The organism is Mycobacterium terramassiliense (assembly GCF_900157385.1).
GTDB lineage: Bacteria > Actinomycetota > Actinomycetes > Mycobacteriales > Mycobacteriaceae > Mycobacterium > Mycobacterium terramassiliense.
On sequence record NZ_LT717699.1, the window covers coordinates 517,946 to 542,755 of the forward strand.

Annotated in this window: 23 protein-coding genes; 14 read left to right on the forward strand and 9 right to left on the reverse strand. The window is 70.0% G+C overall.

Annotated features, from left to right (window positions below):
• Positions 1-15: 15 nt before the first annotated feature.
• Entirely contained in the window at positions 16-438 is a 423-nt protein-coding gene (locus MTAB308_RS06755) for a TOBE domain-containing protein (RefSeq protein ID WP_077098716.1), read from the reverse strand.
• A gap of 468 nt (positions 439-906) precedes the next feature.
• Between MTAB308_RS06755 and mihF the strand changes: the two genes are divergently transcribed.
• The 5 genes from mihF to metK all read left to right on the forward strand — a co-directional run bounded on the left by mihF (position 907) and on the right by metK (position 4,894).
• Positions 907-1,224: an integration host factor, actinobacterial type gene (gene mihF / locus MTAB308_RS06760; protein WP_003407240.1), complete on the forward strand. Its 318-nt coding sequence runs from the start codon at positions 907-909 to the stop codon at positions 1,222-1,224.
• A gap of 58 nt (positions 1,225-1,282) precedes the next feature.
• Entirely contained in the window at positions 1,283-1,990 is a 708-nt protein-coding gene (gene gmk / locus MTAB308_RS06765) for a guanylate kinase (RefSeq protein WP_108637214.1), read from the forward strand.
• Positions 1,987-2,310, forward strand: a complete 324-nt coding sequence (gene rpoZ, locus MTAB308_RS06770) for a DNA-directed RNA polymerase subunit omega (RefSeq protein WP_066910468.1) — start codon at positions 1,987-1,989, stop codon at positions 2,308-2,310. The genes gmk and rpoZ overlap by 4 nt, the downstream gene beginning before the upstream one ends.
• A gap of 19 nt (positions 2,311-2,329) precedes the next feature.
• Positions 2,330-3,592 (forward strand): bifunctional phosphopantothenoylcysteine decarboxylase/phosphopantothenate--cysteine ligase CoaBC, encoded by a 1,263-nt coding sequence (gene coaBC / locus MTAB308_RS06775; protein WP_077098717.1) that lies wholly within the window; start codon positions 2,330-2,332, stop codon positions 3,590-3,592.
• A 90-nt stretch (positions 3,593-3,682) separates the two neighbouring features.
• Positions 3,683-4,894, forward strand: a complete 1,212-nt coding sequence (gene metK, locus MTAB308_RS06780; RefSeq protein WP_077098718.1) for a methionine adenosyltransferase — start codon at positions 3,683-3,685, stop codon at positions 4,892-4,894.
• On the opposite strand, the gene MTAB308_RS06785 is transcribed toward metK, so the two are convergent.
• From MTAB308_RS06785 to MTAB308_RS06795, 3 genes are all read right to left on the reverse strand, one after another.
• On the reverse strand, positions 4,878-6,794 hold the full coding sequence (locus MTAB308_RS06785) for a PE family protein (RefSeq protein ID WP_077098719.1): 1,917 nt from the start codon (positions 6,792-6,794) through the stop codon (positions 4,878-4,880). The two genes, metK and MTAB308_RS06785, sit on opposite strands and share 17 nt — an antisense overlap.
• Positions 6,795-6,878: 84 nt before the next feature.
• Positions 6,879-7,451 (reverse strand): pyridoxamine 5'-phosphate oxidase family protein, encoded by a 573-nt coding sequence (locus MTAB308_RS06790; protein WP_077098720.1) that lies wholly within the window; start codon positions 7,449-7,451, stop codon positions 6,879-6,881.
• Positions 7,415-8,644: an alkane 1-monooxygenase gene (locus MTAB308_RS06795; RefSeq protein ID WP_083746448.1), complete on the reverse strand. Its 1,230-nt coding sequence runs from the start codon at positions 8,642-8,644 to the stop codon at positions 7,415-7,417. The genes MTAB308_RS06790 and MTAB308_RS06795 overlap by 37 nt, the downstream gene beginning before the upstream one ends.
• 140 nt (positions 8,645-8,784) lie before the next feature.
• On the opposite strand from MTAB308_RS06795, the gene MTAB308_RS06800 reads away from it, so the two are divergent.
• Positions 8,785-10,407: a GMC oxidoreductase gene (locus MTAB308_RS06800; RefSeq protein WP_077098722.1), complete on the forward strand. Its 1,623-nt coding sequence runs from the start codon at positions 8,785-8,787 to the stop codon at positions 10,405-10,407.
• 10 nt (positions 10,408-10,417) lie between these two features.
• On the opposite strand, the gene MTAB308_RS06805 is transcribed toward MTAB308_RS06800, so the two are convergent.
• The gene (locus MTAB308_RS06805; protein WP_077098723.1) at positions 10,418-11,920 is read right to left on the reverse strand and encodes a flavin-containing monooxygenase; all 1,503 of its coding nucleotides are present in this window, start codon (positions 11,918-11,920) and stop codon (positions 10,418-10,420) included.
• Complete coding sequence (locus tag MTAB308_RS06810) at positions 11,917-13,317, reverse strand: cytochrome P450 (RefSeq protein WP_077098724.1); 1,401 nt, start codon at positions 13,315-13,317, stop codon at positions 11,917-11,919. The genes MTAB308_RS06805 and MTAB308_RS06810 overlap by 4 nt, the downstream gene beginning before the upstream one ends.
• Positions 13,318-13,393: 76 nt before the next feature.
• On the opposite strand from MTAB308_RS06810, the gene MTAB308_RS06815 reads away from it, so the two are divergent.
• Positions 13,394-14,416, forward strand: coding sequence for an AraC family transcriptional regulator (locus MTAB308_RS06815; protein WP_077098725.1), 1,023 nt, complete (start codon positions 13,394-13,396; stop codon positions 14,414-14,416).
• 1 nt (position 14,417) lies between these two features.
• On the opposite strand, the gene MTAB308_RS06820 is transcribed toward MTAB308_RS06815, so the two are convergent.
• Both MTAB308_RS06820 and MTAB308_RS06825 read right to left on the reverse strand, forming a co-directional pair.
• Positions 14,418-15,380, reverse strand: coding sequence for an alpha/beta hydrolase (locus MTAB308_RS06820; protein WP_077098726.1), 963 nt, complete (start codon positions 15,378-15,380; stop codon positions 14,418-14,420).
• Positions 15,381-15,405: 25 nt separating this feature from the next.
• Positions 15,406-16,359: an alpha/beta hydrolase gene (locus tag MTAB308_RS06825; protein ID WP_077098727.1), complete on the reverse strand. Its 954-nt coding sequence runs from the start codon at positions 16,357-16,359 to the stop codon at positions 15,406-15,408.
• On the opposite strand from MTAB308_RS06825, the gene MTAB308_RS06830 reads away from it, so the two are divergent.
• From MTAB308_RS06830 to MTAB308_RS06840, 3 genes are all read left to right on the forward strand, one after another.
• Positions 16,358-17,095, forward strand: coding sequence for a lysoplasmalogenase (locus MTAB308_RS06830; RefSeq protein WP_083746450.1), 738 nt, complete (start codon positions 16,358-16,360; stop codon positions 17,093-17,095). The two genes, MTAB308_RS06825 and MTAB308_RS06830, sit on opposite strands and share 2 nt — an antisense overlap.
• A 63-nt stretch (positions 17,096-17,158) precedes the next feature.
• Positions 17,159-19,096, forward strand: a complete 1,938-nt coding sequence (locus tag MTAB308_RS06835) for a primosomal protein N' (protein ID WP_077098960.1) — start codon at positions 17,159-17,161, stop codon at positions 19,094-19,096.
• A gap of 168 nt (positions 19,097-19,264) precedes the next feature.
• Positions 19,265-19,753: a MarR family winged helix-turn-helix transcriptional regulator gene (locus MTAB308_RS06840; protein WP_077098728.1), complete on the forward strand. Its 489-nt coding sequence runs from the start codon at positions 19,265-19,267 to the stop codon at positions 19,751-19,753.
• Positions 19,754-19,773: 20 nt separating this feature from the next.
• Here the strand turns inward: MTAB308_RS06840 and MTAB308_RS06845 are convergent, their stop codons facing one another.
• Positions 19,774-20,601 (reverse strand): class I SAM-dependent methyltransferase, encoded by an 828-nt coding sequence (locus MTAB308_RS06845; RefSeq protein WP_077098729.1) that lies wholly within the window; start codon positions 20,599-20,601, stop codon positions 19,774-19,776.
• A 153-nt stretch (positions 20,602-20,754) separates the two neighbouring features.
• Between MTAB308_RS06845 and fmt the strand changes: the two genes are divergently transcribed.
• The 4 genes from fmt to ribD are packed head-to-tail and all read left to right on the forward strand — an operon-like array spanning position 20,755 to position 24,809.
• A complete protein-coding gene (fmt, locus tag MTAB308_RS06850) occupies positions 20,755-21,684 on the forward strand; it encodes a methionyl-tRNA formyltransferase (protein ID WP_077098961.1) in 930 nt (309 codons plus the stop codon).
• Positions 21,681-23,057 (forward strand): RsmB/NOP family class I SAM-dependent RNA methyltransferase, encoded by a 1,377-nt coding sequence (locus tag MTAB308_RS06855; RefSeq protein WP_077098730.1) that lies wholly within the window; start codon positions 21,681-21,683, stop codon positions 23,055-23,057. Before fmt ends, MTAB308_RS06855 begins: the two co-directional genes overlap by 4 nt.
• Positions 23,058-23,094: 37 nt before the next feature.
• Positions 23,095-23,784 (forward strand): ribulose-phosphate 3-epimerase, encoded by a 690-nt coding sequence (gene rpe / locus MTAB308_RS06860; protein WP_077098731.1) that lies wholly within the window; start codon positions 23,095-23,097, stop codon positions 23,782-23,784.
• The gene (gene ribD, locus MTAB308_RS06865) at positions 23,781-24,809 is read left to right on the forward strand and encodes a bifunctional diaminohydroxyphosphoribosylaminopyrimidine deaminase/5-amino-6-(5-phosphoribosylamino)uracil reductase RibD (RefSeq protein ID WP_077098732.1); all 1,029 of its coding nucleotides are present in this window, start codon (positions 23,781-23,783) and stop codon (positions 24,807-24,809) included. The genes rpe and ribD overlap by 4 nt, the downstream gene beginning before the upstream one ends.
• The last annotated feature ends 1 nt before the right edge of the window (position 24,810 follow it).

Consider the following 24,810-nt stretch of genomic DNA (forward strand, 5'->3'; position numbering starts at 1 on the left):
CGCCGGAGGCCCAAGTCAGTCGGCAGCGACGGCCGTGCTGGGCCGCGCGGTTTCCACGATCACGGTGGTGGCCTTGACGACGGCCACGGCCACGCTGCCGGGCTGCAGGTTCAGCTCCTCGGCGGCGGCGGTGCTCATCAACGAGACGACCGTATGGGGGCCGCACTGCATCTCGACCTGGGTCATCACCTTGTCGCTGATCACCCTGGTCACCAGGCCGACGAACCGGTTGCGGGCCGAGCTGCCGATGCCCAGGGGATCCGGCGGCGGGGTGGGCGCGTTGGAACGCGAAAACTCGGCCAGATCCTCGCTGGCGATGACCTTCCGGCCGGCCGCGTCGTGGCTCACCGACAGCGTGCCCTGGTTGATCCACCGCCGGACGGTGTCGTCGCTGACTCCGAGCAGCTCAGCCGCCTGACGGATGCGCAGGTTCGGCACGGCTCGATCGTAACTGATATTTGGCTGGGCATTCGCTGAAACATCGCTGCGCACGGGCCGCGGACCTGCCGCTTGTCGGCGGGGGCGACACGCGCGACACGCCACGGAAAAATGCGTGATCCGCCGCACCCCGAGTTGGGGCCGCGCGGCGTGGCCATCCACGGCGGCCGCCGCCGGGCCGCGCGACCCACACCGGCCGGCCTAAACCCGCAGCTCAATCGCCATTTCCGGGCCGACTGGGAGGGCCCTTCGACGCCGGGAATGGCGCCCCGCCGGGCCCGTCTTTGCGACCCCGCGGGGACCGCCCGCGCGGCTTGCCCGCGCGGTCCACGCTGCACATTTGCACAATTAACCAGGGGGGCGGGTTAGATTTCGTCAGGAAGGCTGAGTACGGTCATCTCCGCTGGCTGAAGTACCCGGCAGAGACAAAACGAGATCGATTACCGATTGATCAGATACGGAGGAATCGTGGCCCTTCCCCAGTTGACCGACGAGCAGCGCGCGGCCGCTTTGGAGAAGGCGGCTGCCGCTCGTCGCGCACGAGCAGAGCTCAAAGACCGCCTGAAGCGCGGCGGCACCAACCTCACCCAGGTGCTCAAGGACGCCGAGAGCGACGAAGTCCTGGGCAAGATGAAGGTGTCTGCCCTGCTTGAGGCGTTGCCGAAGGTGGGCAAGGTCAAGGCGCAGGAAATCATGACCGAGCTCGAGATCGCCCCCACCCGCCGCCTGCGTGGCCTCGGCGACCGGCAGCGCAAGGCCCTGCTGGAAAAGTTCGGCTCCGCCTAACCAAAGCAGCGACGATGCAGGCCGGACGGCCTGTGGGGGCACCGACCCAAGGGCGCCAGTGAGCGCCGGCGAGGGGCCGGACGTCGCGCAGCGGCCACGCCCCGAGCCAACCGGCAAGGGGCGTGTGGTCGTGCTGTCCGGTCCCTCCGCGGTCGGCAAGTCAACCGTGGTGCGGTGTCTGCGCGAGCGGATCCCCAACCTGCAGTTCAGCGTGTCGGCCACGACCCGGGCGCCGCGGCCCGGCGAGGTCGATGGTGTCGACTACCACTTCGTCACCCCGGCCCGCTTCCAGGAGCTGATCGACGGCGGCGCCCTGTTGGAGTGGGCGGAGATCCACGGCGGGCTGCACCGATCGGGCACGCTGGCCGAGCCCGTGCGGGCCGCCACCGAGTCCGGGCTGCCCGTGCTCATCGAGGTCGATCTGGCCGGTGCCAGGGCAGTCAAGAAGGCAATGCCCGAGGCCACCACCGTGTTTCTCGCCCCGCCCAGCTGGGAGGACCTGCAGGCCAGGCTGGTCGGCCGCGGCACCGAGACACCGGAGGCGATCCGCCGGCGCCTCGACACCGCCCGCGTCGAAATGGCGGCCCAGGACGACTTCGACGAGGTGGTGGTCAACAGTCGATTGGAGTCTGCGTGCGCCGAATTGGTATCCTTGCTGGTGGGAACTGCGTCGGGCACGGCTCAAGCATCGAAGACAGACACCGGCCAGGCCGCAGCCACACCAGATTCCATCGACTCCAATCCGCCAGGAGATAGACCTACGTGAGCATTCCTCAGTCCGACGCATCGCTGACCGCCGTGGACCAGTTCGATCCGTCGGCAGGCGGACAAAGCGCCTACGACACCCCGCTGGGCATCACCAACCCGCCGATCGACGAGCTGCTGGACCGCGTGTCCAGCAAGTACGCCCTGGTGATCTACGCGGCCAAGCGGGCCCGGCAGATCAACGACTACTACAACCAGCTCGGCGAGGGCATCCTCGAGTACGTCGGCCCGCTCGTCGAGCCCGGGCTGCAGGAAAAGCCGCTGTCCATCGCGCTGCGCGAGATCCACGCCGACCTTCTCGAACACACCGAGGGCGAGTAACAGGCGGGCCGGGCGCGCTGTGGACCGCGAGCGGATCGCTAAACAGGTCATAGTCGGCGTCTCCGGGGGCATCGCCGCCTACAAGGCATGCACCGTCGTTCGCCAGCTCGCCGAGGCCGGCCACGACGTCCGCGTCATCCCCACCGAGTCCGCGCTGCGCTTCGTGGGCGCCGCCACCTTCGAGGCGCTGTCGGGCCAGCCGGTGCGCACCGGCGTGTTCGACGACGTTCCGGAGGTGCCGCACGTCCAGCTCGGCAAGCAGGCCGATCTGGTGGTGGTGGCGCCCGCCACCGCCGACCTGCTGGCCCGGGCCGTTGCCGGCCGGGCCGACGACCTGCTGACCGCCACGCTGCTGACCGCCCGCTGCCCCGTGCTGTTCGCGCCGGCGATGCACACGGAGATGTGGTTGCACCCCGCCACCGCCGAGAACGTGGCCACGCTGCGCCGCCGCGGCGCGGTGGTGCTGGAACCCGCGCACGGGCGGCTCACCGGCGCCGACAGCGGCGCGGGACGGCTGCCCGAGGCCGAGGAGATCACCACCCTGGCCCAGCTGCTGCTGGAGCGCCACGACGCGCTGCCCTACGACCTCGCCGGCTTCCGGGTGCTCGTCACCGCCGGTGGCACCCGCGAACCGATCGATCCGGTGCGCTTCATCGGTAACCGCAGCTCCGGCAAGCAGGGCTACGCGGTGGCGCGGGTCGCCGCCCAGCGCGGCGCCGAGGTCACCCTGATCGCCGGGCACACCGCCGGCCTGATCGACCCCGCCGGCGTCAACGTGGTGCAGGTCAGCTCCGCGCAGCAACTCGGCGAGGCGGTGTCCAAGCACGCGCCCGGGGTCGACGTGCTGGTGATGGCGGCCGCGGTCGCCGACTTCCGGCCCGCTCAGGTCGCCGCGGCCAAGATCAAGAAGCGCGCCGAAGAAGACACCGCGGCGCCGACGATCGAATTGGTGCGCAACGACGACGTGCTGGCCGGCGCGGTGCGGGCGCGCTCGCACGGGCAGCTGCCCAACATGCGCGCCATCGTGGGGTTTGCCGCCGAGACCGGCGACGCCAACGGCGACGTGCTGTTCCACGCCCGGGAAAAGCTGCGGCGCAAGGGATGTGACCTGTTGGTGGTCAATGCCGTCGGCGACAACAAGGCGTTCGAGGTGGACAGCAACGACGGCTGGCTGCTGGCCTCCGACGGCACCGAGTCGGCACTCCCGCACGGCTCCAAGACGCTGATGGCCAGCCGTATCGTGGATGCGATCGTGGCGTTCCTGCACGGCCACGGCCGCTAACGGGGTTTACTGCCCTACGGCGCCCGCGCGGGTGCCTGCTGACGCCAAACGATATTATTCGACTAACTAACTATTGGAAGGATAGGGACTGTGAGTGAAAAGGGTCGGCTGTTTACCAGTGAGTCGGTGACCGAGGGGCATCCCGACAAGATCTGTGACGCGATCAGCGACTCGGTCCTTGATGCGTTGTTGGCGCAGGATCCGCGCTCGCGGGTGGCGGTGGAGACGTTGGTGACCACGGGGCAGGTGCATGTGGTGGGTGAGGTGACGACGACGGCTAAGGAGGCGTTCGCCGAGATCACCAACACGGTGCGTGCGCGCATCCTCGACATCGGTTATGACTCGTCGGAGAAGGGTTTTGACGGGGCGTCGTGTGGGGTGAACATCGGTATCGGTGCGCAGTCGCCTGACATTGCCCAGGGGGTGGACAGCGCCCATGAGGCCCGCGTGGAGGGTGCGGCGGACCCGCTGGATTCTCAGGGCGCCGGTGATCAGGGGCTGATGTTTGGTTATGCGATCAACGACACCCCGGAGTTGATGCCGTTGCCGATCGCGTTGGCGCACCGGTTGTCGCGCAAGCTGACCGAGGTGCGCAAGAACGGGACGCTGGATTACCTGCGTCCGGACGGCAAGACCCAGGTCACCATCGCCTATGAGGACGATGTGCCGGTGCGGCTGGACACCGTGGTGGTTTCCACCCAGCACGCCGAGGGCATCGACCTGGACAAGACGCTGGATCCCGACATCCGCACGCACGTGCTCACGACTGTGCTGCAGGAGTTGGACCATCAGACGTTGGATTCCTCGGCGACGCGGGTGCTGGTCAATCCGACCGGCAAGTTCGTGCTGGGTGGCCCGATGGGTGATGCGGGGTTGACCGGGCGCAAGATCATCGTGGACACCTACGGCGGCTGGGCGCGCCACGGCGGGGGGGCGTTTTCGGGCAAGGATCCCTCCAAGGTGGACCGCTCGGCGGCCTACGCGATGCGCTGGGTGGCCAAGAACATCGTGGCCGCCGGGCTGGCCGAGCGGGTCGAGGTGCAGGTGGCCTACGCCATCGGCAAGGCCGCCCCGGTCGGGCTGTTCATCGAGACGTTCGGCACCGCCACCGTCGACCCGGTCAAGATCGAAAAGATCGTTCCCGAAGTCTTCGACCTGCGGCCCGGCGCGATCATCCGTGACCTGGACCTGCTGCGCCCGATCTACGCCCAGACCGCCGCCTACGGGCACTTCGGGCGCACCGACATCGAACTGCCCTGGGAACAGCTCAACATGGTCGACGAGCTCAAACGGGCGGTTTAAGCCAGCCCGAGGCGCCGGTGCCGGAGTTGCCGAACCCCGAGTTCCCCTGGTCGAAGGGGTAGCCGCCACCGGAGTTGAAGAACCCGGTGTTGTTGCCGACGCCGGAGTTGAACCAGCCCGTGTTGCCGCCGACGAACGAGTCGGTGTTCCAGAAGCCGGTGTTGTTGCCGCCGTAGCCGGAGTTGTCGACGCCCGTGTTGTAGTCGCCGGGTCCTGAGTTACCGAAGCCGGTGTTGTATCTGCCGCTGTCGGAGTTGTGGAAGCCGACCGAAAACTGGCCGCCGCCGGAGTTGAAGGCGCCCGTGTCGTTGTTGCCGGTGCCGGTGTTCATGAAGCCGGAGTTGAAGCCGCCGGTCGCCGAGTTGTAAAAGCCCGAGTTGCCGTCGCTGCTGTTGAAGAAGCCCGAGTTGCCGGTGCCGGTGTTGCCGAAGCCCGAGTTGGCGACGGCCTGGGTGAACGGGCTGCCCGCACCGGTGTTGAGGCCGCCCGCGTTGAAGACGCCGGTGTTGGTGTCGCCCGCGTTGAAGAAACCGGTGTTGGTGCTGCCCCCGTTGAAGGATCCGGTGTTGCTGCAGCCCCCGTTGGAGTCGCCCATGTTCTCGTCGCCCCCGTTGAAGCTGCCCACGTTGAACGCGCCGGAGTTGCCGACGCCGATGTTGTTGTAGCCGCCGTTGAGGTGGCCGATGTTGCCCGACGAGCCGTTGAAGGCGCCGATGTTGTTGTCCCCGCCGTTCCACGAGCCCACGTTGCTGAAGCCGGGGTCACCCATGCCGACGTTCTGGTAGCCGGCGTTGAACGAGCCGACGTTGGAGTAGCCGGCGTTCCACAACCCGGTGTTGATGTCGCCCGTGTTGCCGATGCCGGTGTTGGTGTTGCCCGAGTTGAACGCCCCCCAGTTGTGGGTGCCGCTGTTGAACACACCGGAGTTGCCGGTGCCGGAGTTGAACAGGCCGGTGTTGCCGGTGCCGGAGTTGAACAGGCCGGTGTTGCCGCTGCCGGAATTCAGCCCGCCGAGGGTGAACTGGCCCGTCGCGGTGTCGTAATAGGTTCCGCCGATGCCGATTTCGTTGTCGCCGGTCAGCCCGAAGCCGATGTTGTTGTTGCCGGTATTGCCCAGCCCGATGTTGTGGTTGCCGTTGTTGCCCCAGCCCACATTGCCGACGCTGCCGTTGGCGTTGAGCCCGCCGATGCCGACCAGGTTGTCGCCCTTGAGCCCGATGCCGATGTCGTTGCTGCCGCTGTTGCCGATTCCCAGGTTGTTGCTGCCCAGGTTCGCGAGGCCGACGTTGGAGTTGCCGCTGTTGGCGGCGCCCTGGTTGTAGCTGCCGAGGTTGCCGGCGCCCGCGTTGGCGTTGCCGAGGTTGCCGCCGCCCATGTTGGCGTTGCCGGCGTTGCCGATACCCACGTTGGCGGTGCCGGTGTTGCCGCTGCCGGCGTTGCTGTAGCCGATGTTGCCGGCGCCGACGTTCCCGTTGCCGACGTTGCCGTTGCCGATGTTGGTGTAACCGGCGTTGCCGCTGCCGAGGTTGGTGTTGCCGGCGTTGCCGCCGCCGATGTTGCCGTTGCCGATGTTGCCCAGACCCAGGTCGGCGATGCCGTCGTTGCCGATGGTCAGCGCGTTGTTCGCCTCGGCGCCGACGTACGAGGCCGCGCCGGCCGACAGGTTCTGCACCAGGCCCTGGTGAAAGGTCGCCACCTGGGCGCTGATGGCCTGGTAGGCCTGGCCGTGACCGGAGAACAGCGCCGCGACCGCGCCGGACACCTGGTCAGCGCCGGCGGCCAGCACCTGCGTGGTCCGGGCGGCCGCCGCCGCGGTGGCTGAGTCGATCGTCGATCCGATGCCGGCTAACTGCGTTGCCGCCGTCCGCATGTGCTCTGGTGTGGCGAACACAAACGACATCGTCGGTCTCCCTTTCCGTCGACCCCCGCTTGCACACCATCGGTCAGAACCGGCAAAGCGTTACGGAATCTCGGCGGGCGGGCCTCAGGCGGGTCGTCGCGGCGCCGGGTGGTCAGCCTCCAGCGCGGGCAGCCCGTCGATGCTGCGCCGGTTGCGTGCGGTCAGCCGGGCGAACGCGTCATCGGACGCCTTGGCGTGATGCGCGTCGAGTACCGGGCGCTCGTCGACGAGCTCGTAGTAGGGCACCGCGAATCCGCAGGCGTCGGCGATTCGTTCGAGCTCGACGACGATGACGGCCCGGACGCCGGCGTGCGCACCGCCGAATCGCGTGAGCAGGCCGGGGAATTCGGCGTCGTCCGGGCGCACGACTCGCCCGCTGCCGAATAGCCGTAGAATGCGCGAGTTGCGGGTGAACGAGCAGAACATGATCGTGATCCGGCCGTTGTCACGCAGGTGCGCGATCGTTTCGACACCGCTGCCGAACAGGTCGAGATACGCGACGGTGTGCTCGTCCAGCACCGCGAAGGTGTCGCGATAGCCCTTGGGGGAAAGGTTGATTCGGCCGCCCTCGGCGGGTGCGGTGGCAACGAAGAAGACCGCCTGATCCCCGATGAACTCCGTCAGCGACTCATCGAGACGCGAAAACTCCTTGGCCACACCTGAAAGCGTAGCGCCGGCCGGGGACAGCCGTCGCCGGGCTTGAGCGCGGCCCGACGGACGTCGCCGCCATAGAAGTCGAGCACCCGTGGGTCCATCACCCGGCGCCATAGCGGCGGGAGCACCGCCAACAGCAGCATGGCGCTGTACCCGCTCGGGAGCTGCGGGGCCTCATCGACATGGCGCAGCACCTGGTACGGGCGCAGCGGATTGGCGTGATGATCGGAATGCCGCTGCAGATGGAAAAGCAGGACGTTCGTGATCACCGAGCTGCTGTTCCAGCTGTGCGCGGGCTGGACCCGTTCGTAGCGGCCGCTGGGCAGCTTCTGCCGCCGCAGCCCGTAGTGCTCCATGTAGTTGACGGTCTCCAGCAGGCAAAAGCCGATGATCGCCTGGCCGATCAGCCACGGCAGGACGACCGGGCCGAACCATACCGAAAGTACGGTGAACAGGGCCACGCTGATTAGCCATGCGTTGAGTATCTCGTTGTCGAGCGACCAGCGGGATTTGCCCATCCCCGCCAGCCGGTCCGCCTCGAGCCGCCAGGCCGAGCGCAAGCCGCCGAACACCGAACGCGGGATGAACGCGTAGAGGGGCTCGCCCAGGCGCGCGCTGGCCGGGTCCTCGACCGTCGCGACCCGGACGTGGTGCCCGCGATTGTGCTCGACGTAGAAGTGCCCGTAGCAGGTTTGTGCGAGCGCCACCTTGCTCAGGCGCCGTTCCGCCCTCATCCGCGTGTGTCCCAATTCGTGCGCGGCGTTGATGGCCAGACCGCCGACCAGGCCGACCGTCGCCATCAGGCCGACCTTCTCGGCGAACCCCATGGCGACCCAACCGCCGCCGCTCCACACCCAGCAGGCGAACACCAGCGACAGGTACTGGTTGGGAAGGTAGAGGTAGGTGGCCCAGCGGTAGAAACGGTTCGTTTCCAACCAGGCGAGGACGCTCTCGTCGGGGTTGTCGACGACGTCGGGGCCCATCAGGTGGTCCAGCACGGGAATGATCACGAACGCCAGGATGGGGACGCCCCACCAGAAGATGCCGAAACCGGTGTGTTGCGCCCCCGCCCAGCAGGGGAAGACGAGCACCGGCACGGCCGCGGCCAGCAGCCAGAGGTACTTCTTGGGCCTCTTCCAGCGCGCGGCGGAGGCCCCCGGTCGGCGGGCCGCCCCTACTCGAGGCAAAAGTGGCACACGCGTCCCATAACATTCTGACGGTCGAATTGACAGCCGGTCACCTGTCATACCTACGCACGATAGCGCATTTAGCATACTTCAGGTATGCTTAAACCGCGGTTAGTTAAATCACAGTCTGCTTGGACCGGAGGCAGGGGATGGCTTTCTCGCGGAGACGCTTTCTCGGTGCCGCCGCGGGTGTCGCCGCGGGCGCCCTCGGCGCCGGTGCCGTCGACCTGGGAACGCGGCGAGCAGCCGCGACCGTCCTGCGCCCGCACTACCGGGCCATCGTGGTCGGCAGCGGGTACGGGGGCGGGGTGTCGGCGTTGCGGCTCGGCCAGGCCGGCATCGAGACGCTGATCCTGGAAAAGGGCCGGTGGTTCAACAGCGCCGACGCGGACGGGAAGCGCTTCTCGCGGATGGTGCCCGCGGACAACCGCGCCGGGTGGTTCACGTCCGTGCCGCCCAGCCTGGTGCCGTCGTATCGCGGCGTGTCGATCGCGCAGGTGGCCAAGCACTCGCCGTCGTCCCAGCCGGTCCAGGCCGGGATCTGCGAGCGGGTGGTGCATGGCGCGCACGCCGTGTACCGCGGCACGGCCGTCGGCGGGGGATCGATGGTCAACGCGGCGATCGCGGCCATCCCCACCCCGGATCAGGTCCGGGCCACCTTCCCGGACATCGATCCCGACGCCTTCCTGGGGACCTACGTCGAACGCGCCAAATCCATGCTGCGGATCAGCTACCGCGACATGGACTGGTTCGAGGGCACGCCCTGGTTCCAATACGCCAGGGTGGGACGGCAGTACGCGGAGGCCGCCGGTTACCGCGTCGACTACAACGGCAGCGCCTATTCGTTCGACTACATGCAGCGCGAGGAGGCGGGACTGGTTCCGCGCTCGGCGTTGAACTTCGAGCAGCAGTACGGCAATAACTTCGGCAGGTTCGGCAGCGTCGACCAGACCTACATCGCGGCGGCGCTGGCGACGGGGAAGGTCACCCTCAAGCCGCTCACCGAGGTCACCGGCGTCCGGCGCGAGCCCTCGGGCGAGTACGTGGTCTCGACCCTCGAGATCGACCGGTTCGGGAAGGTGGTCGCCCGGGCCGAAATCGGTTGCGAAGAGCTCTATCTCAGTGCCGGGGTGCTCGGCACGAACGAGATCCTGCTGCGGGCCCGCGAGACGGGGACGCTGCCCCACCTGAGCGACGAGGTCGGCCGCGGATACGGGAACAACGGCGACATCATGGTCTCCCACATGCTGCAGCCCAGCGACCCGGCCGGCACCCAGCAGTCGCTGCTGGGAATGATCAACCTCGACGGCAGGGACGATCCGGACAACCCGGTGTACGCCAGCATGTTCTCGCTGCCCCTCCCGGTGGAGACGCTGGCGCTGGGCTACTACGTGATGGTGCGCACCGGCGACCGCGCGAACATCGTCTACGACCGCACCAAGGACTCGATCGCCATCGACTGGCCGGAGGGCCACACGGATCACCTGCGCGAGCGGGCGCAGCTCGTCTTCGACAAGGTGACGCAGGCCAACGGCGTGGACTACCGCGACGACCTCTTCGAGGGAACGGCGTTCGCGCCCAACACCGTTCACCCGATGGGCGGGGTGGTCAGGGGCAGGGCCACCGACGGCTACGGCAGGGTGAAGGGCTACGACAAGCTGTACGTCAACGACGCCTCGCTGCTCCCCGGCTACCTGGGCTGCAACCCGTTCATGTCGATCACCGCCCTGGCCGAACGCAACATCGAGGGAATCCTGCAGGGGCGCAGGTGAGCGCGATCCCTCAGGCGGTGAAGCGGTAGTCGCCCAGGTCGAACCGCCGGCTGCGCCAGTAGGTTTCCAGCGTGGTCGCCGGGCGCAGCGGCACGTCGCCGTTCTTGTCGAAGTAGTAGCTGTTGGCCAGCTTGCAGCTGTCCTGCCAAAAAATCTGCCGGTGCCGCTTGCGCATCATCTCGGCGAAGTACCGCTCGTTGGCCTCCTCGGTCACCTCGACGCGGGTCGCGCGGTCGCGCCGGGCCCGCTTGAGGCACCGCACGATGTGGTGGGTCTGCGTCTCGATCAGCGCGAAATACGATGAGCCGACGTACCCGTAGGGGCCGAACACGCTGAACATGTTGGGAAATCCGGGGACGCTGACGCCCTCGTAGGCCTGCAGCCGGTGCTCGTCCCAGAACCGGCTCAAGGATCTGCCGCCGCTGCCGGCGACCGCGAACGTGGGGACGTTGTCGGTGTCCATCACCTTGAAGCCGGTCGCCAGCACCAGCACGTCTATCTCATGGTTCTCCCCGTCGGTGGTGGCCACCGCGGCGGGCGTGATCTTGTCGATCGGCTCGGTGACCAGCCTGACGTTGTCGCGGTTGAAGGTGGCCAGGTAGTCGTTGTGGAAGCCGGGCCGCTTGCAGCCCACGGCGTACCGGGGGGTCAGTTGCTCGCGCACCGCCGGGTCGGTGACCTGCTTGCGCAGATAGGCGAGCCCGGCCGAGCGCATCCGCTTGGCCAGCGGGAACACCGTGAAGTACTGCGCCGCGAGCGAAAACGTCAGTTCGACGAAGACCTGGCTGAGCAGCCGCTGCACGACCTTGCTGCCGGGGAGCCGCATCGCGAGGCGCACCGGCGCCGGCAGCGGCACGTCGAACTTGGGGAAGCACCAGATCGGGGTGCGCTGAAACACCGTGAGGTGGGAGACGATGGGCGCGATCTCGGGGATCACCTGCACGGCCGAGGCGCCGGTGCCGATGATCGCGACGCGCTTGCCGGTCAGGTCCCGGCCGTGGTCCCACCGCGCGGTGTGCATGGTGGTTCCCGCGAAGGAGTCGACGCCGTCGATGTCGGGCAGCTTCGGCACGGTCAGCACCCCGCTGGCGTTGATCAAGAACCGGGCGGTGAGTTCGCCCCCGCAAGCGGGAGGTGCCCCCACGCCGGGATCGATCTGCACGCGCCACAGGTCGTGTTCGTCGTCGAATTCGGCCGACAGCACCTTGGTGTTGAAGCGGATGCGCGACCGGATGCCGTATTTGTCGACGCAGTGTTCGGCGTAGGCCTTGAGCTCGCGGCCGGGCGCGTAGGTTCGCGACCAGCGCGGGCTCTGTTCGAAGGAGTACTGGTAGGAGAACGACGGAATGTCTACGGCGATACCGGGATACGTGTTCCAGTGCCACGTTCCGCCGACCCCGTCACCGGCCTCGAGCACGAGGTAGTTGGACAGGCCGGCCCCGTCGAGCTTGATCGCGGCGCCGATGCCGGAGAATCCGGCGCCGACGATCAGGGTGTGGTAGTCGGGGTTCATCCGCGCCTGCTTCCGACGACGTGCACCCCGCGTTTGGGCCGCAGCGTCATCGTCGCCTCGAGTTCGACGGGGTGGCCTGGGGCGAGGTCAAACGTGAAGCGCTGACTCATGATCGCGGCCATCAGCACCATCTCCATCAGGGCGAAGCTCTGGCCGATGCAGATGCGCCGGCCCCCGCCGAACGGCAGGTAGGCCGAGCGTGGGCGGTCCTTGTCCGGCGGGCAGAACCGGTTGGGGTCGAAGGTTTCCGGATCGGGCCACCAGCGCGGGTCGTGGTGGATGTGGTGGATCGGGATCAGGACGGTGGTGCCGCGCCTGATGTGGTGAGCCGCCGACGGCCCCTCGATGACATCGTCGTCGACGGCCCGGCGCGAGATGATCCACACCGACGACAGGTAGCGCTGCGCTTCCTGCACGCACGCGGTGGTCCACGGCAACCCGCCCAGGTCCTCGGCGCATGCGCGGCGGGTGCCCAACACGTCGTCGATCTCGGCGAGCATCCGGTCGCGGGCGTCGGGGTGCAGCGCCATCAGGTACCAGAACCAGGACATGGCGTTCGCGGTGGTCTCGTGCCCGGCCAGCATGAACGTCAGGGCCTCGTCGCGGATCCGTTGCCGCGGCCAGCTTCCGCCGTCGGCGCGGAGCAACACGCCCAGCAGGTCGGCGGAATCGTTCGGGTGGAGCAACCGGTCATCGATCACCGCGTTGACCGCGCGGTCGAGCGTCAGCGTGATGTCCTGCATGTCGCGCAGCGGCGGTGGCAGGCGGACGCCGGAGAACGCGAGCCAGTGCAGCGCGTCGTAGACCGGGGGCGGCATCAGGCCCCACAGCCCGAGTCGCTGCAGGCGCTCGGCGTGCCGCAGCCCGCGCGTGGCGAGGTCGTTCATGCTCTGCACCAGCGGCCCGAAGTCCTGGCTGAACAGGGAATTGGCGACCACGCGCGAAGTCGCCTCGACCATCGTCTGGTGGATGTCGAAGGTCACGTCCGGTCTGAGCGCGTCGGTGACGGCCGCGATCGGGTCGATCATCTTCTCGACGATCCCGTTGAGGTGGCGGCGGGCGAAGGTGGGGTTCAGCGTGCCGCGGTGGGCCGCCCAGGAGTCGCCCTCGTCGGTGAGCAAATTGATGCCTACGGTGGCGCGGATGGGCTCGTACTCGTTCGACTTGACGTATTTCAGCCGGGCCCCGTGCAGCACGTGATCGACGTAGTCGGGATGGCTGATGGACACGAAACGCCTGCCCGCGCAACGAAATCGGACGATGTCGCGGCCGCGCAGCCGGCCGATGAAGCGCTCGCCGACGTCGAACCCGACGGTCAGGGCCTCGCGGGTCATCGTCCAGGAGCTGAGCCGGCCGGCCGGCGTTGCGGCGGGCAACGGGGCGGTGAGCGTCGCCATGACTCCACTGTATGGATGACGCGGGCGGCCGGTAATGAGATTATCGGACAGGGAGTTGGGATTTTAGGACAGGCCGGTGCGAGATCTTCTGACGCTGAGTCACCCGGTGTACGCCACCCGGGTGTTGTGCGAGGTGGCCAACGAACGCGGCGTTGCGACGGCCGACGTGCTGGCCGGCACCGCGATCGAGCCGGGCGACCTGCACCGGGCGGACGCGATGGTCAGTGCGCTCGACGAGATCGAGGCGGTGCGCCGGGTGCTGGCCAGGCTCGATGACGCCGGCATCGGCGTCGACGTGGGCAGCCGGTTCACGCTCACCCACTTCGGGCTGTTCGGCTTTGCGGTGATGTCCTGCGGCACCCTGCGCGAGCTGTTCTCGATCGCCATGCGGTACTTCGCGCTGACCATGATGCAGATCGACCTCGCGCTGTTCGAAACGGCCGACGGCTACGTGATCGAGTTGCAGGCCGGCCACCTGCCCGCCGACGTGCAGGCCTTCTTCATCGAGCGCGACATCGCCGGAATCATCGCGACCACAGCCAGTTTCGCATTGCCGGTGGCCGAAAAATACGCGGGCGAGGTGTCGGCGGACCTGGCTGTCGACGAGGAGCTGCTGCGGCCGCTGCTCGAACTGGTGCCGGTGCACGAGGTCCGGTTCGGCCGGGCGCACACCAGGTTGCACTTCCCGCGCGCCATGTTCGACGAGCCGCTGCCGCAGGCCGATCGCCACACGCTGGAAACGTGCATGGCGCAGTGCGACCTGTTGATGCAGAGCAGCGAGCGCCGCCAGGGCATCACCGCGCTGGTGCGCAGCAAGCTATTCCGCGAATCCGCGTTGTTCCCAACGCTTCCCGACATCGCCGGCGAACTCGACGTTCATCCGCGAACGCTGCGTCGGCGCCTCGCCGAGGAGGGCACGTCGTTTCGGGCCCTGCTCAACGAGGCGCGCTCCGCGCTGGCCGTCGACCTGTTGCGCAATGTCGGGCTGACGGTGGAGGAGGTGTCGACGCGGCTGGGCTATACCGAGGTGTCGACGTTCTCGCACGCGTTCAAGCGCTGGTATGGCGTTGCGCCCAGTGCGTATTCGCGGGAGAGCTGAGCTAGGCGTGCAGCGCGTTCCTCAGCGCCGCCAGCCCCCGGTTGGTGGCCTCGGCCGCGGCGGGAATCACCAGCGAGAAGCTGGCGTAGCCGTGCACCATGTTCGGCTCGTGGCTCAGTTCGGCGGGCACGCCCGCGGCGTTGAGCAGCTCGGCGTAGCGGGACCCGTCGTCGCGCAGGGGATCGTGTTCGGCGGTTCCGATGAAGGCGGGCGGCAATCCGGACAGGTCGGCCGCGTTGGCGGGGGCCAGGGTGGTCGGCAGGGCCTTCGGGTCGGTGATCTCGAGGTCGGGCACGTACCAGGACAGGAAGGCCTCGATCACGTCGCGATCCAGGATGGGCGCGTAGGCGTTCTCGGTGTGCGACGGCAGCGACAGGTCGGCGGTGACCGTGGGGTACCACAGCAACTGGAACCTCAGGGCCGGCCCGCCGTTGTCGCGGGCCAGGTGCGCCATGACGGCGGCGAGGTTGCCGCCGGCCGAGTCACCGGCCACCGCGATCCGGCTCGGGTCGCCGCCCAGCTCGGCGGCGTTCTCGGCGACCCACTGCAGCGCGGCCCAGCAGTCGTTGACCCCGGCCGGGAACGGGTGCTCGGGGGCCAGCCGGTAGTCGACGGACACCACGATGGCCTCGGCGCCGGCGGCATGCGCGCGGGCGACGGGGTCGTGGGTCTCCAGGTCGCCGAGCGAGAAGCCCCCGCCGTGGAAGAACACGACCACGGGCAGCGGCTCGCGATCGCTGGGCGGCCAATAGATCCGCACGGGAATGTCGGTCAGCTCGCCGTGGCCGATCGTCCGCTCTTCGGTGCGCAGCTCGGGAAGCAGTTCCGGGGGCACTTTGAGCTGCCGCAGCCTCGAACGCGCGACCTCGACACCGTCGGCGGCGTTGAAGGTCGTCGGGAACGAGTCCAGCAGCATTTTCAACGTCGGATCGATGCTCGGTCGGGCGAGGGTCGGCTCAATCATCCGTTCACCGTACGCTTCCGGGCAGTTAATGCAGGGCATTCCGCAGCGCGGCCAGCCCGCGTTCCTGCGCGGCGGTGGCCGCGGGCACCACGCCGGCGTAGCCGAGGTAGCCGTGCACCAGGGTCTCGGCGTTGTGCACCTCGACCGCCACACCCGCGGCGGCCAGCAGCTCGCCGTACCGGATCCCGTCGTCGCGCAGCGGGTCGTGCCCGGCGACGCCGATGTAGGCCGCCGGCAGGCCGTCCAGGGTTTCGGCCCGCCCCGGCGCCATGCCCGGTGGCGGGTTCGACGGGTCGACTTCACCTGCGTACCAACGCGAGAACGCGGCGACGGCCCTGGCGTCGAGGATCGGCGCGGCGGCGTTTTCGGTGAACGACGGCAGCGACGGGTCCCAGAGCGTGGAGGGATACCACAGCAACTGGTACGCGATCGGCGGTGCGCCCCGATCGCGGGCGCGCTGCGCGGTCACCGCGGCGATCGTCCCGCCTGCCGAATCGCCGGCGACCGCCATCCGGGTGGTGTCGGCGCCGAGCTCGGTTCCGTGCTCGATGACCCACAGCGTTGCGGCCCAAGCGTCTTCGACGGCGGCGGGGTAGGGGTGCTCCGGCGCCAACCGGTAGTCGACGGACACCACGACCGCGTCGGCGCCGACGGCATGCTGGCGGGCCGTGCCGTCGTGGGTGTCGAGGTCGCCCACGACGAAGCCGCCGCCGTGGAAGAACAGCACCACGGGAGCACTCTGGCCGGGATCGGCGGAGGGCCAATAGATCCGGATGCCGATGGGGCCGCCCGGACCCGGGATTGCCCGATCCTCGACTCTCAGCTCCGGGTGCAGCGGGCGGCGGGGCAGGTCGCGGAACCTTTGGCGCGCGGCGTCGACACCATCGTCAGTTGATAGCCGGAACGGAACCGCATCCAGTACCTTCTGCAAGATGGGGTCGATACCTGGGTTTTCGTCCGCGGTGTCCAAGCTGGGCATGGAAGTACCGTACGCACCTCGGCTGGTGTCCGGTGGCTGGGTGGTGGCCGGGTGCGGGATCGCCAACAGCCAGTCGCCGCCGGGAACCAGTTTGACGGGGCACTGGCTTTTGCAGCCGCCGTTCAAGGCGTCGATGGCGTTACTGCTGACCGTGGCGGCGGTGGGGCACCCGATCATCCGCGAGCGGCGGTGGCTGATGCCGGCGCTGCTGTTGTCGGCCGTCGGCGACTGGCTGTTGGCGATCCCGTGGTGGACGATGTCCTTCGGTTTGGGGCTGGCGGCATTCCTGTTGGCGCACTTGTGTTTCCTGGGGGCGCTGGTTCCCCTGGCCCGCGCGACGCGACCGCGCCTGGCCGCGGTCGTCCTGTTGTGCCTTGTCTCGATGTCGTTATTGCTGTGGTTTTGGCCGCACCTGGGCCGCGACAAGCTGACGATCCCGGTGACGCTGTACATGATCGTGCTGACCGCGATGGTCTGCGCGGCGCTGCTGGCGGACCTGCCGACGATCTGGACCGCGGTGGGGGCGGTGTGTTTCGCGGCGTCGGACGCCATGATCGCCATCGGCCGGTTCATCCTGTACAACGACGCGCTGGCGGTACCGATCTGGTGGTTGTACGCCGCGGCCCAGGTCCTGATCACGGCGGGCTTCTTCTTCGGCCGGGAGGAACCCGATTACGAGCTGGATTACGAATACGATTACGAGGGCGACTACGAGCCCGACGTTGACGAAGGCTAGTTGTCGGTTCCCTTGGCCAGCAAGGTAACTCCCGAGGTCGAGCCGATCGCCCGGGTGCTGCCGATGCTCTCGGTGCCACACCTGGACCGCGAGTTCGACTATCTGGTGTCGGCCGAGCAGTCCGACGACGCCCAGCCGGGCGTGCGGGTGCGGGTGCGGTTCCACGGCCGGCTGGTCGACGCGTTCGTGCTGGAGCGCCGCAACGACACCGACCACACCGGCAAGCTCGGGTGGCTGGACCGCGTCGTGTCGGCCGAACCCGTGCTCACGCCGGAAATCCGCCGGCTGGTCGACGCGGTGGTGGCGCGCTACGCCGGCACCCGGCCCGACGTGTTGCGGCTGGCGGTGCCGCCGCGGCACGCCCGGGTGGAGCGGGAACCGGCGCGCGCCTTCGCGCTGCCGATGGTCTCGCCCGTCGAGCCGTCGGGCTGGTCGGCCTACGGCCGCGGCGGGCAGTTCCTGGCCGCCCTGGAACAGTCGCGCGCCGCGCGGGCCGTCTGGCAGGCGCTGCCGGGCGAACCGTGGGCGGATCGGTTCGCCGAGGCCGCCGCGCAAACCATCCGGACCGGACGGGCGGCGCTGGCGATCGTGCCCGACCAGCGCGACCTGGACACGCTGTGGCGGGCCGCCACGGCCCGGATCGACCAGGACTGCGTGGTGGCGCTGTCGGCGGGGCTGGGCCCGGCCGCTCGCTACCGGCGCTGGCTGGCGGCGCTGCGCGGCAGCGCGCGGCTGGTGATCGGCACCCGCAGCGCGGTTTTCGCGCCGCTGGCCGACCTGGGCCTCGTCATGGTGTGGGCCGACGCCGACGACAGCCTGGCCGAGCCGCGCGCGCCGTACCCGCACGCCCGTGAGGTGGCGATGCTGCGCGCGCACCAGGCGCGGTGCGCGGCGCTGATCGGCGGCTTCGCGCGCACCGCCGAGGCCCAGGCCCTGGTGCGCAGCGGGTGGGCGCACGACATCGTCGCGGCGCGGCCGGTGGTGCGGGCCCGCACCCCGCGGGTGGTCGCCCTCGACGACAGCGGCTACGCCGAGGAACGCGACCCGGCGGCGCGCACCGCGCGGATCCCGTCCATCGCGCTGCGCGCCGCCCGCTCGTCGCTGCAGGCCGGGGCGCCGGTGCTGGTGCAGGTGCCGCGGCGCGGGTATGTCCCGTCGCTGGCGTGCGGACGCTGCCGCACCATCGCGAGGTGCCGGCACTGCACGGGCCCGCTGTCGCTGCACGAGCGCGGCGCCGTGTGCCGCTGGTGTGGTCGCGCCGAACTGCAATTGCGTTGCGCGCGTTGTGGATCCGAGGCGGTGCGTGCCGTGGTAGTGGGGGCGCGGCGCACCGCCGAGGAGCTCGGCCGCGCCTTCGCGGGTACCCCGGTCATCACCTCGGCGGGCGACGCCATCGTGGGCGAGGTGGCCGCCCGCGCGGCGTTGGTGGTCGCGACCCCGGGCGCCGAACCCCGCGCCGACGGCGGATACGGGGCGGCGCTCCTGCTGGACACCTGGGCGCTGCTGGGTCGGCAAGACCTGCGTGCCGCCGAGGACGCCCTGTGGCGCTGGATGAGCGCCGCAGCGCTGGTGCGCGCACGCGGCGACGGCGGCGTGGTGCTGGTGGTCGCCGAATCCTCCATTCCCACTGTGCAATCGCTGATCCGTTGGGATCCGGTGGGGCATGCGGAGGCCGAACTGACGGCGCGCGCCGAGGTCGGCCTGCCCCCCAGCGTGCACATGGCGGCCATCGACGGAGCGGCCGATGCGGTGGCGGCACTGCTCGACGAGGCGCGGCTGCCCGAGGGGGCCGAGTCGCTGGGTCCGGTGGATCTGCCACCCGGTGTGCGGCGCCCGCCGGGCACCCCCGCCGGCGTGCCGGTGATCAGGATGCTGGTGCGGGTCCGCCGCGAGCAGGGGCTGGCGCTGGCGGGGGCGCTGCGCCGCGGGGTGGGCGTGCTGAGCGCCCGGCAGGACCACGAGCCGGTGCGGGTGCAGATCGACCCGCTGCACGTCGGCTGAGGTCTGGGCCGCGGAACCCTCCGGCCCGGGCTGCCCGGGTAGCGCGCCGGATCGTGCTCGGCGGCGATAGTATTCGTAGGAAATAATCCCGGTATACGACACTCCAGCGCTGTTACACTTTCACTTCTTTAGCTCGATGGCCCGGACGAGGTCCCTGAAGGGGGCGCGATGGCAACGGAAAACCCGACGACAGCCGACGAGTCACTGGATGTGATCACCGATGCGCTGCTGACGGCGTCCCGTTTGCTGGTGGCGATCTCGGCCCGCTCGATCGGGCAGGTCGACGAAACCATCACGATTCCGCAGTTCCGGACGCTGGTGATCCTGTCCAACCGCGGCCCGGTCAACCTCGCCACGCTGGCCGGCCTCCTGGGCGTGCAACCCTCGGCCACCGGCCGCATGGTCGACCGGCTCGTGGCCGCCGGGCTGATCGACCGGCTCCCGCACCCCACGTCCCGCCGCGAGCTGCTCGCCGCGCTGACCAAACGCGGGCGCGAGGTCGTCCGCCGGGTCACCGCACACCGGCGCGCCGAGATCGCCGCCATCGTGGCGAAGATGCCGCCGCCCGAGCGCAGTGGCCTGGTGCGGGCCCTGACGGCGTTCACCGCGGCCGGCGGCGAGCCCGACGTCCACCTGGACGCCGACCTCGACCTGTAGTCGCGGCCGCGGGCCCCGCCTCACCGCTTTTCGGCGGTGACCAGCAGGTACTCCCAGCCCATGGCGCCGTCGGCCAGGTGTTGGTGCGCCAGTTCGACGAGTTGGGCGTCGAGCTCGGCGGCCAGGATCCGGTTGTGGCCGATGTTCGCGTACGCCTCGATGGTCGGGCCGTAATGCTCCTTGAAGTAGCCGTGCACGGCCTCGGCGCTGTCGAACCGGTCCACCAGCAGGTCGCCCCGCAGCGCCGTGACGCGGCCGACCCGATCGCCCAGCAGGCCCGCGACGTAACCCTCGCGCCCCCACAACGCCGCCGGGGCCACCGCCGGCGAGAGGCTGGGACGGTACGGCCGCAGGGTGGCCAGCATCCGGCCGAAGAATCCCTCGGGGGTCCAGCTGATCACGCCGATCGTCCCGCCCGGCCGGCAGACCCGGACCAACTCGTCGGCCGCGCGCCGGTGGTCCGGCGCGAACTGCACGCCGATCGCCGAGATCACCGCGTCGAACTCGCCGTCGCCGAACGGCAGCGCGTGCGCGTCGGCTTCCCGGTAGTCGAGCAGCAGCCCCTGCGCGGCGGCCCGCGCCTGGGACCGCCGGAGCAACTCGGGGGTGAGGTCGGTGGAGACGACGTCGGCGCCGGTCCTGGCGGCCGGCAGTGAGATGTTGCCGGATCCGGCGGCGACGTCGAGCACCCGGACGCCGGGTCCGATGCCGGTCGCGGCCACCAGGACCGGACCCAACGGGGCCATCACCTCCTCGGCCATCAGCGCGTAGTCGCCCAGCGCCCACAGGGCGCGGTGCGTGGCCGCGACGTCGTCGGGGATGGTGGTGTCGACCGCGTCGAGTGTCATCTGACCTCCTGGATGGGAACGGTTTGGCCGCCCGACCTCGTCGTCGTGACCATTGCTACAAGAAACAATTGCTGAAAGCAATAATATACGGACGAAACTGTATGAATCCTGGGCGTGTCCTGCGGAGATCCGGTGCTTCCTACACTTGTGCCCGTGCGTCTCGTCTTCGCCGGCACCCCCGAACCCGCGCTGCCCGCGCTGCGTCGCCTCATCGAGTCCCCCCGGCACGACGTGGTCGCGGTGCTGACCCGGCCCGACGCCGCCTCGGGCCGGCGCGGCAAGCCGGAGCCGTCTCCGGTGGCCCGCGAGGCGCTCGACCGCGGCATCCCGGTGCTGCGGCCGGCGCGGCCCAACTCGCCGGAGTTCGTCGCCGAACTGTCGGAGGTCGCACCGGACTGTTGCCCGGTGGTGGCCTACGGTGCGCTGCTGCGCGACGACCTGCTCGCCGTGCCCCCGCACGGCTGGATCAACCTGCATTTCTCGCTGCTGCCCGCCTGGCGCGGCGCGGCGCCGGTGCAGGCCGCCATCGCCGCGGGGGACACCATCACCGGCGCGACCACCTTCCAAATCGAGCCGAGCCTGGACTCGGGGCCGGTCTACGGGGTGGTCACCGAGGCGATCGCGCCGACCGACACCGCGGGGGATCTGCTTGGGCGACTTGCCGTTTCGGGCGCGGCGCTGCTGTCGGCGACGCTGGACGGCATCGCCGACGGAACCCTGACGCCGCGGCCCCAGCCGGCCCAGGGCGTCAGCGTGGCGCCGAAGGTCAGCGTCGACCAGGCCAGGGTGCGCTGGGAGCTGCCGGCGCCGGTGGTCGAGCGCCGGATCCGCGCCGTCACACCCAACCCGGGCGCCTGGACACTCATCGGCGAGGTGCGCATCAAGCTGGGCCCCGTGCGCATCGACGGGGCCCCAATGCCGTTGGCGCCCGGCGTCATTCACGCCGACCGCAAGAGCGTCTGGATCGGTACCGGCTCGGAACCCGTGCGGCTGGGCCAGGTCCAGCCGCCCGGTAAAAAATTCATGAACGCCGTCGACTGGGCGCGCGGTGCCCGGCTCGACGCCGCCGCGCGGGCCTCATGAGTGCCAAACCGCAGCGCCGGCGCCGGCCGCTGGACCCGGCGCGCGCGGCCGCGTTCGAGGTGCTGCGCGCCGTCAGCGAGCGCGACGCGTACGCGAACCTGGCCCTGCCCGCGCTGCTGCGCCAGCGCGGAATCTCCGGCCGCGACGCCGCTTTCGCCACCGAGCTGACGTACGGCACCTGCCGCACCCGGGGGCTGCTCGACGCGGTCATCGGCGCGGCCGCCGGTCGCCCGCCGGAGGCCATCGACCCGGTGCTGCTCGACCTGCTCCGGCTCGGCGCCTATCAGCTGCTGCGCACCCGCGTCGACGCCCACGCCGCGGTATCCACCACCGTCGAACAGGCCGGGGTCGAATTCGACTCGGCCCGAGCGGGTTTCGTCAACGGCGTGCTGCGCACCATCGCCGGCCGCGACGAGAAATCCTGGGTCGACGAGCTGGCCCCCGACCCGGCGCGGGATCCGATCGGGCATGCCGCGTTCGTGCACGCCCACCCGCGCTGGATCGCCCAGGCCTTCGCCGACGCGCTCGGCGCGGCCGCGGCCGAACTCGACGCCGTCCTGGCCAGCGACGACGAACGGCCCCAGGTGCACCTGGCCGCGCGCCCGGGCGCGCTGTCCGCCGCCGAGCTCGCGGACGCGGTGGGTGGCACCGTCGGCCGTTATTCGCCCTTCGCGGTTTACCTGCCGGGAGGGGATCCCGGGCGGCTGGCACCCGTGCGCGCCGGGTCCGCGCTGGTTCAGGACGAGGGCAGCCAACTGGTCGCCCGCGCGCTGACGCTGGCCGCGGTGGACGGCGACACCGGCCGCTGGCTGGACCTGTGCGCCGGGCCCGGCGGCAAGACCGCGCTGCTGGCCGCGCTGGGCATGGACTCCGGGGCTCGCGTCACCGCGGTGGAGCCCGTCGCGCGCCGCGCCGCAATGGTGGCGGAGAACACCCGCGGGCTGCCGGTCGACGTGCTGCGGGTCGACGGGCGCGAGACAGGCCTCGAGCCGGGCTTCGACCGGGTGCTCGTCGACGCGCCATGCACCGGGCTGGGGGCGCTGCGGCGCCGGCCGGAGGCCCGGTGGCGACGCCAGCCGGCCGACGTGCCGGCGCTGGCCAAGCTGCAGCGGGAGTTGCTGGCCGCCGCGATCGCGCTGACCCGGCCCGGGGGCGTGGTGCTGTATGCGACCTGTTCGCCGCATCTCGCGGAAACCGTTGGGGTGGTTGGTGACGCGCTGCGCCGACAGCCGGTGCAGCCCCTGGACGCCCGGCCGCTGTTCGAGCCGGTCGACGAGGGCACGGGGCAGGGCCCCGCAGAGAACGCGGTACAGCTGTGGCCGCACCGGCACGGCACCGACGCGATGTTCGCCGCCGCGCTGCGCCGCGTCTGACGTGAGGTCGGCCGCGGCGCTCAGTAGTGTGGCGCACATGCCCGGCAACACCGGTAGACCGCTGATCGCGCCGTCGATCCTCGCCGCCGATTTCGCCCGCCTCGCCGACGAAGCGGCCGCGGTGCCGGGCGCCGACTGGTTGCACGTCGACGTGATGGACAACCACTTCGTGCCGAACCTGACCATCGGCCTGCCGGTGGTGGAGGCGCTGCTGGCCACCACCACCATCCCGATGGACTGCCATCTGATGATCGAGGACCCGGATCGCTGGGCGCCCCCGTACGCCGAGGCGGGCGCCTACAACGTCACCTTCCACGCCGAGGCGACCGACAATCCCGTCGGCGTCGCCCGCGACATCCGCGCCGCCGGCGCCAAGGCCGGGATCAGCGTGAAACCGGGGACCCCGCTGGAGCCCTACCTGGAAATCCTCCCGCAGTTCGACACGCTGCTCATCATGTCGGTCGAGCCGGGCTTCGGCGGCCAGAGCTTCATCCCGGACGTGCTCGGCAAGGTGCGCACCGCGCGCAAGATGATCGACGCGGGCGAGCTGACGATCCTGGTCGAAATCGACGGCGGCATCAACGAGGACACCATCGAGCAGTCCGCCGAGGCGGGCGTGGACTGCTTTGTCGCCGGGTCGGCGGTGTACGGGGCGCAGGACCCGGAGGCCGCGGTCGAGGCGTTGCGGCGACGGGCCGCCGCCGCGTCAGCGCACCTGCGCGCATGAACCAGCCCCAGTCGGTCGACAGCCTCGACGCGGCCATGCGCCTGGCGATCGAGCACTCCTACCAGGTCAAGGGCACGACGTACCCGACCCCGCCGGTCGGCGCCGTCATCGTGGACCCGCAGGGCCGCGTCGTCGGCGTGGGCGCCACCGAGCCGGCGGGCGGCGAGCACGCCGAGGTGTTGGCGCTGCGCCGGGCTGGCGGGCTGGCCGCCGGCGGGATCGCGTTCGTCACGCTCGAGCCGTGCAATCACTACGGCAAGACCCCGCCGTGCGTGAACGCGCTGATCGAAGCCAGGGTGAGCATGGTCGTGTACGCCGTGGACGACCCGAACGCGATCGCGGGCGGCGGCGCGGGCCGGCTGCAGGCTGCGGGCGTGCAAGTGCGGTCCGGGGTGCTGGCCGATCAGGTGGCCGCCGGTCCGCTGCGCGAGTGGCTGCACAAGGTGCGGACCGGGCTGCCCCACGTGACATGGAAGTACGCCAGCAGCGTCGACGGCCGCAGCGCCGCCGCCGATGGCAGCAGCCGCTGGATCTCCAGCGAGGCCTCGCGGTTGGATCTGCATCGCCGCCGCGCTCTCGCCGATGCCATCGTGGTCGGCACCGGCACCGTGCTGGCCGACGACCCGGAGCTGACCGCCCGGCGCGCCGACGGGTCGCTGGCCGACCGCCAACCGCTGCGGGTGGTGGTGGGGATGCGTGAAATACCGCCGGAGGCAAAGGTTCTCAACGACGACTCGCGCACCATGGTCATTCGCACCCACGACCCCATGGAGGTGATCAAGGCGCTGTCGGACCGCACCGACGTGCTGCTCGAGGGCGGCCCCACCCTCGCCGGCGCCTTCCTGCGGGCCGGGTCGGTCAACCGCGTCCTGGCCTACGTCGCGCCGATGCTGCTGGGCGGGCCCATCACGGCCGTCGACGACGTCGGGGTGTCGACCATCTCACGGGCGCTGCGCTGGCAGTTCGACGGGATCGACCGGGCCGGCCCCGATCTGGTGCTCAGCCTGGTCCCGCACGGCGGCTAGT